At 38.3% G+C, this 6,745-nt stretch carries 5 protein-coding genes and 1 pseudogene; 4 read left to right on the forward strand and 2 right to left on the reverse strand.

Annotated features, from left to right (window positions below; all coding sequences use genetic code 11):
• Nucleotides 1-288 (forward strand): annotated as a pseudogene (locus CALSC_RS15325) (photosystem II D2 protein (photosystem q(a) protein)); the annotation flags it as partial.
• On the forward strand, nt 272-1,657 hold the full coding sequence (gene psbC, locus CALSC_RS15330; protein WP_088242190.1) for a photosystem II reaction center protein CP43: 1,386 nt from the start codon (nt 272-274) through the stop codon (nt 1,655-1,657). The pseudogene CALSC_RS15325 and the gene psbC, both read left to right, overlap by 17 nt.
• Before the next feature lie 132 nt (nt 1,658-1,789).
• Here the strand turns inward: psbC and CALSC_RS15335 are convergent, their stop codons facing one another.
• Nucleotides 1,790-2,680, reverse strand: coding sequence for a metallophosphoesterase family protein (locus tag CALSC_RS15335; protein WP_088242191.1), 891 nt, complete (start codon nt 2,678-2,680; stop codon nt 1,790-1,792).
• Nucleotides 2,681-3,201: 521 nt separating this feature from the next.
• On the opposite strand from CALSC_RS15335, the gene CALSC_RS15340 reads away from it, so the two are divergent.
• Both CALSC_RS15340 and CALSC_RS15345 read left to right on the forward strand, forming a co-directional pair.
• A complete protein-coding gene (locus tag CALSC_RS15340; RefSeq protein WP_088242192.1) occupies nt 3,202-3,669 on the forward strand; it encodes a DUF4870 domain-containing protein in 468 nt (155 codons plus the stop codon).
• Between the two features lie 100 nt (nt 3,670-3,769).
• The gene (locus CALSC_RS15345) at nt 3,770-4,867 is read left to right on the forward strand and encodes a Gfo/Idh/MocA family protein (protein ID WP_088242193.1); all 1,098 of its coding nucleotides are present in this window, start codon (nt 3,770-3,772) and stop codon (nt 4,865-4,867) included.
• Nucleotides 4,868-5,086: 219 nt separating this feature from the next.
• Here CALSC_RS15345 and CALSC_RS15350 read toward each other — a convergent pair whose 3' ends face one another.
• Nucleotides 5,087-6,514 (reverse strand): sugar transferase, encoded by a 1,428-nt coding sequence (locus CALSC_RS15350; RefSeq protein ID WP_088242194.1) that lies wholly within the window; start codon nt 6,512-6,514, stop codon nt 5,087-5,089.
• Nucleotides 6,515-6,745 lie beyond the last annotated feature (231 nt).

The following is a 6,745-nucleotide window of genomic DNA, read 5'->3' on the forward strand; positions in this document are numbered from 1 at the left end:
GGGATTGCTTTTTCCAACAAGCGTTGGTTGCACTTCTTCATGTTATTTGTACCCGTAACCGGGTTATGGATGAGTGCAGTAGGAATTGTGGGTTTGGCACTCAACTTACGTGCCTATGACTTCGTGTCCCAGGAATTGCGGGCAGCAGAAGACCCAGAATTTGAAACATTCTATACCAAAAACATTTTGCTGAACGAGGGTATCCGTGCATGGATGGCACCTCAAGATCAGCCACACCAGAACTTTATATTCCCTGAGGAGGTATTACCTCGTGGTAACGCTCTCTAATAGCTCCATGATGGTCGGAGGTCGTGACCAAGAATCCACCGGTTTCGCTTGGTGGTCTGGTAACGCCCGTTTAATTAATCTTTCTGGCAAACTGCTGGGTGCCCACGTTGCCCACGCTGGTTTGATCGTATTCTGGGCAGGAGCAATGACTTTATTTGAAGTCGCTCACTTTGTCCCCGAAAAACCCCTGTTTGAACAAGGTTTTATTTTAATTCCTCACTTAGCCACCATTGGGTGGGGAGTTGGTCCTGGTGGCGAAATTATTGACACCTTCCCCTACTTTGTAGTTGGTGTACTCCACCTGATTTCCTCCGCAGTATTAGGTGTGGGTGGACTTTATCACGCTCTGCGTGGTCCAGAAACCTTAGAAGAGTACTCCTCTTTCTTCGGTTATGACTGGAAAGACAAGAACAAGATGACCAACATCATCGGCTTCCACCTAATTATTTTGGGATGTGGTGCTTTGTTGTTGGTACTCAAAGCCATGTTCTTTGGTGGAGTATATGATACTTGGGCACCTGGTGGTGGTGATGTTCGCGTCATTACCAACCCAACCCTAAACCCAGCAGTGATATTTGGTTATGTACTCAAATCTCCTTTGGGTGGTGCAGGTTGGTTGATCGGCGTTGATAACATGGAAGATGTTATCGGCGGTCACATCTGGGTTGGACTGCTTTGTATTGCTGGTGGTATTTGGCACATCTTAACCAAACCTTTTGCTTGGGCACGTCGTGCCTTAGTTTGGTCTGGTGAAGCTTACCTTTCCTACAGCTTGGCAGCTCTATCTCTGATGGGCTTCACTGCTGCTTGTTTTGTTTGGTTCAACAACACTGTTTATCCCAGTGAATTTTATGGTCCAACAAACGCTGAAGCTTCTCAGTCTCAGTCCTTTATCTTCTTAGTTCGTGACCAAAAATTAGGAGCTAACATTGCTTCTGCTCAAGGTCCCACCGGTTTAGGTAAATACCTGATGCGCTCCCCCTCTGGTGAAATCATCTTTGGTGGAGAAACCATGCGTTTCTGGGATTTCCGTGGTCCTTGGTTGGAGCCACTACGTGGTCCTAACGGTCTAGACTTGGATAAAGTTCGTAACGACGTACAGCCTTGGCAAATTCGTCGTGCGTCTGAGTACATGACCCACGCACCCAACGCTTCTATCAACTCTGTGGGTGGAGTTATCACTGAACCTAACTCCTTCAACTTTGTTAACCTGCGTCAGTGGTTAGCTGCTTCTCACTTCGTCCTAGCCTTCTTCTTCCTCATCGGTCACTGGTGGCACGCTGGACGTGCTCGTGCAGCCGTTGCTGGTTTTGAGAAGGGTCTTGACCGTGATAATGAGCCAGTAATGGCTATGCCTGACCTCGACTAAGGTTTAACATCTTTATTACTGAAGATTAAATTTTTAACTCCTGTATTTCTTATACAGGAGTTTTTTTGGGTCTTAATTGTGATTGTAAAAAACAATATTCGATTTAATTATTACTTGCACGTAGCGCTATATTTACGCTTTTTTATAAATAATTCCTCTGTCAAAAATTTTATTTTTTATATCAATCCCCTTAACTTCAATTCTGTCTGCAAACACATCATAGGCTGCAAAACTTAGCTTGGAAGCAGAATAAGCAGTCCAGGAGGATCGTCCCACAGGACGAATACCTGCACCACCACCACAAATTAGATAAGTTGTGCCATTAATGGAGCGAGTACGCTCATAATGGTGTTCGTGACCATTTATATACAAATTCACGTCATATTTTTGGAATATGGGAGTTAAGGTTTTGATTAAAGCTCGATTATTCCCGTACACTCCTGATGCATAGACAGGATGATGGGCAAACACCACTTTCCATGTAGCATTACTTTGACTTAATTGGTTTTTTAACCAAGCAAGTTGACTATTCCAATCAGCATTTGTATTAGTATCTAAAGCAAAAAACTGGATGTGATTGCGGCGAAATGTATAGTAGCGCCCTTGCATATTAAATCCAGGATATTTAAGTTGTAATTCGCCATTCAATGTCCGAACATCATGATTGCCTAAAGCTGCTTGAAATTTTACTCCTGCATTTAATAAAGCTGCGTAGGGACGTTCAAAAACGGCACCAATTTTTTCTATCTCACCATTATTATAAATATTGTCTCCAGCTAAAACTACTAAATCATAGGGATTGTGCTTGTGATACTTAGCCATTGCCCGAGCTACAGCATATTGACTTCTTGTACCAGTACCCGTGTCAGCAACAGAGACAAAACGCAATAATAAATTCTGTTTAGATTTAGAGCTATTGTGATTCGTTGTTTGAGCATTTTGATGCTCTATACGACCTAACAAAACACTACTCATAGTGCTGAAACCAGCAACTAATAAAAATTTACGGCGTTTTACAGGCATAATTTAAATAATTTTAAAATAGGGTGATTATAACAAAAAAAATAAAAAAGTGAAAAAAATCACATTCTGAAACTTTAATCAATACAGTTTGTTAAGATAAATGTTCCTTTTTGTTACACAGTGATCGCCTTACAATGACGTACTATAACTTCTAAGTCCTATCATCTCAGAAATCAAAAATAAGTATCTGGCGATTTGCTCTACAGAATCAAGTGATTTTAAGTTATGATTATTCACCAAGCTCTTACAACCCTTTCCTCATAATAAAAATATTGCTACTATTGTCGTAGAGCAATTATTTGTGGAATTAGCTTGAGCAGTAAAATAATGAATTGTATGGACAATAGAGCCTATGATAAAAAGCCAGGATGTTACGTTGACGTAATCTTCAATGCAACTGTAAAAAACGCCTGACAGCGATGCTCTCAAAGATAGTCGCCCAAAGGGTGATAGTTAAATTATCAATTTGTCTAGATAATAAAGGAAGATAACTCTCTATAGATACCCAAAATAAAAAATCAATGAGAGAAAAAAGCTCAAGACAAATGCGAATCTGGGCTGTGTTGTGTCATCTCTCCGCTCTTTTGTGGATACCCTTAGTTGGTTTGATATTTCTAGGCATTCCCTTGTATCTACCTTTTTTGAATATTCTTGGACCCCTAATTATTTGGTTATGGAAAAAATCAAAGTTCCCTTGGGTTGATTTGCAAGGCAGAGAGTCTTTAAATTTCCAATTATCTCTAGCTATTTATAGCTTATTAGTAATATTTGTATCCCTATTGTTAATTGTTATTACATGTGGAATAAATCTGATTGTTAATAAAAGTACCCATCATTTAAATGATGTGTTTAGGGTACTATCTATGATTCTATTGGGGTTAATTATCCTCACTGCTATTTTGCAAATAATATTAGTCAACTTTGCTGCTTTCAAAGCTTACAAAGGACAATATTATCGTTATCCTTTCACCATGAGATTTTTGCAGTAAAAATTCAATGCGATCGCTCAACTATATTTGAATCAAGCTTTATTTCTCCAAAAATGGTATTATATCTCAACGGTTGAAAATATGAGGAATTTATTTAATTGTGATTGGTGTTGCAGTTATTGGCACAGGATTTGGTCAAAAAGTTCATATCCCAGGATTTCAGGCCCATCCCGGCACTGAAATAGTTGCAATTTATCACCGTGACTTAAATAAAGCTCAAGCGATCGCCCAGGCTCACAATATTCCCCATGCCTGTAACACCATTGCAGATATCGTTAAATTACCCGCAGTACAAGCAGTTAGCATCTCTACACCACCATTTTTACACTACGAAATGGCAAAAGCAGTACTGCAAGCTGGGAAACATTTGTTACTAGAAAAACCAGTCACCCTCAACGCAGCAGAAGCCAAAGAGCTCCACAGTTTAGCTCGGGAAAAAGGACTTATTGTTACAGTCGATTTTGAATTTCGTTTTGTACCAGGATGGCAGTTATTTTCTGAACTTATATCAGAAAACTATGTCGGTAGCAAACGTTTGATTCGGATTGATTGGTTGGGTTCTTCCCGCGCCAACCCAGAACGTCCGTGGAACTGGTATTCTCGCCAGGATATGGGAGGTGGTGCATTAGGTTCTTTGGGTTCCCACGCTTTTGATTACATCCACTGGCTATTTGGTCCAGTGCGCAGATTAAACGCCCATTTGACTACCGCTATCCCTCAAAGAACAGATCCCAATACCGGAGAATTGAAACCAGTCAATACAGATGATACCTGTATGCTCATGCTGGAATTAGCCGATGGTACACCTTGCCAACTTACTATTAGTGCCGTTGTCCATGCATCTCGCACCCACTGGTTAGAAGTGTATGGGGATAAAGGTACATTAGTTCTAGGCAGTGAAAATCAAAAAGATTATATTCATGGTTTCCGTGTTTGGGGTTCCCAACCGGGTAAACCATTAACAGAAATAGAAATACCCAATCGATTAATGTTTCCCAAAAACTACGCTGATGGGAGAATTTCCGCTTTCCTTCGTGTAGTAGACACATGGGTGCAGGGGATTGAAACGGGTAATGCAACCATGCCATCTTTACAAGAAGGGGTTTATTCGCAAATATTAATGGATTTATCTCATCAGTCTCATGATACTTCTAACTGGGTCGATGTGCCGGATTTAACAGCATATCTACCCAGTTAATTTTAGAAGTTCTAAGTGATTTGCTTTAAGCTTTCATCTCCCAGGAATAGCTCAAATAATAGTCACTTTCTGCAACTGTTTGCAAGTTATGTGGTGGTTTTTCCGATACAAATGGAAGTTTTTAACTATCTCTATCCCGTTATTCTGCTCCACTGGATAGGCTATCCGATTTATTGCTCTATTTGGATGGATGATTTTTATACAGAAGTACTCTATCCGCTAGTATGCACCTGTCTTTTGCAGTACTACATTCACAGTTTTGAGTAAAATTTGCATATCTAACCAAAGTGACCAAGTCTCAATATAATCAATATCTAATTTCACTGCATCTTCAAATTTATCTATATCAGATCGACCAGAAACCTGCCACAATCCAGTGATACCCGGTAGAACTTCCTGTCGGATAAAATGATGTCTTGTAAATTTTTTGACATCTCTCTCAGGTAGAGGACGAGGACCAACAAGGCTCATCTCACCCACTAACACATTAAACAGTTGTGGTAATTCGTCTAAACTGTAACGACGCAAAAATTTACCAACGCGAGTAATGCGAGGATCATCCTTCAGTTTAAACAAAACACCATCTTTGATTTCATTTTTATTTTCTAATGATGCTTGTAATTTTTCTGCATTTGCAACCATGGTTCGGAATTTCCAAATTTTAAACTTCCGACTATGGAGACCAATTCGTTCTTGTTTGAATAATATGGAACCAGGAGAATCTAATTTAATTAATATTGCAATCACTAAATATACAGGTGACAATAATATTAACAAAATACTAGCACAAATAATATCAAAATATCGCTTTAGCCAAAAATCAGTTCCTGTAATAATTGGTGCAGAAATTGTTAAGTAAGGAACTTCTTGAACCTTCCAAAATATAGAATTAGAGTCATAAAAATCATGATGTTTGGGTACTATACGTAAAGTGATACCAGCATTTTGAAAATGCCAGCAAACATATAAGCGATTCTTAATTGCATCCCAGGAGATAAAAACCTCTTCTATTCCCTGTTTATGAAGTTGTTTAAATGTTGTCTTTCGGTTAGCTAAATCTAGACAAATAGGTGTATCTATGTTTTCTATAGAATAACAATTTTGTTTTTCTATTAACTTAATATGATTATCTTGATTTTCTGGTTCAGTAATGAGAAAAACTGGATGACGAATAGCTCCCTTATCTCTTAGAACTTTGGTACTTTGGTCAAATATCAAGCGAGCTGTACAAGTAAAGATTATAGACAATAACCAAATTAATATAAAAGTTGAGCGTGATACATAGTAATTTGGTTCATATAAAAATGCAATTAATAGAAGTAAAACCGCTCCTAGAGAAACAGTTTTAATAATATTTATATAGTTACAACGATGACTACCTGCCTTGTATAGTCCTCTAGCTGCTATAACAAATATCTCCAAAGTGATAGTTAATAGCATAAAAGAGGACTCTTGTGTCCAAGGTGATGGTAATACAGTACCATAAAAAACGGCTATATTCAATGCTAAAGTTAAAGCTAGGATATCTAATAAGACAAGAATTATTACACGGAGTAATCTGATTTTTAATCCTTTTTGAATAGTTGTGACTCTGGCTGTTCTTAAGTCAGGTTTAGTATTGGCTAATGGTAGAGAATTGAAAATCATGATATATCTCTTGTGTTTACTCTGACTATCGGATAAGGTTTAGTGTGCTTACTATGAAACTATCTTTTGATTAAGTGTAAAAGTTGCTTGAAATTTCCTTTAAAAGTGTCCTGAGAAGTATCAAATATATTTTTTTCTGGAATGTCAGAAATCAACTCAGCAACTAAGGAAAATGTCGAATTTTGGTTACATACTAAATAATCACAATTTGCTAATAGGTACATATCTACT

Source organism: Calothrix rhizosoleniae SC01 (genome assembly GCF_900185595.1).
GTDB classification, from domain to species: Bacteria; Cyanobacteriota; Cyanobacteriia; order Cyanobacteriales; family Nostocaceae; genus Calothrix_A; species Calothrix_A rhizosoleniae.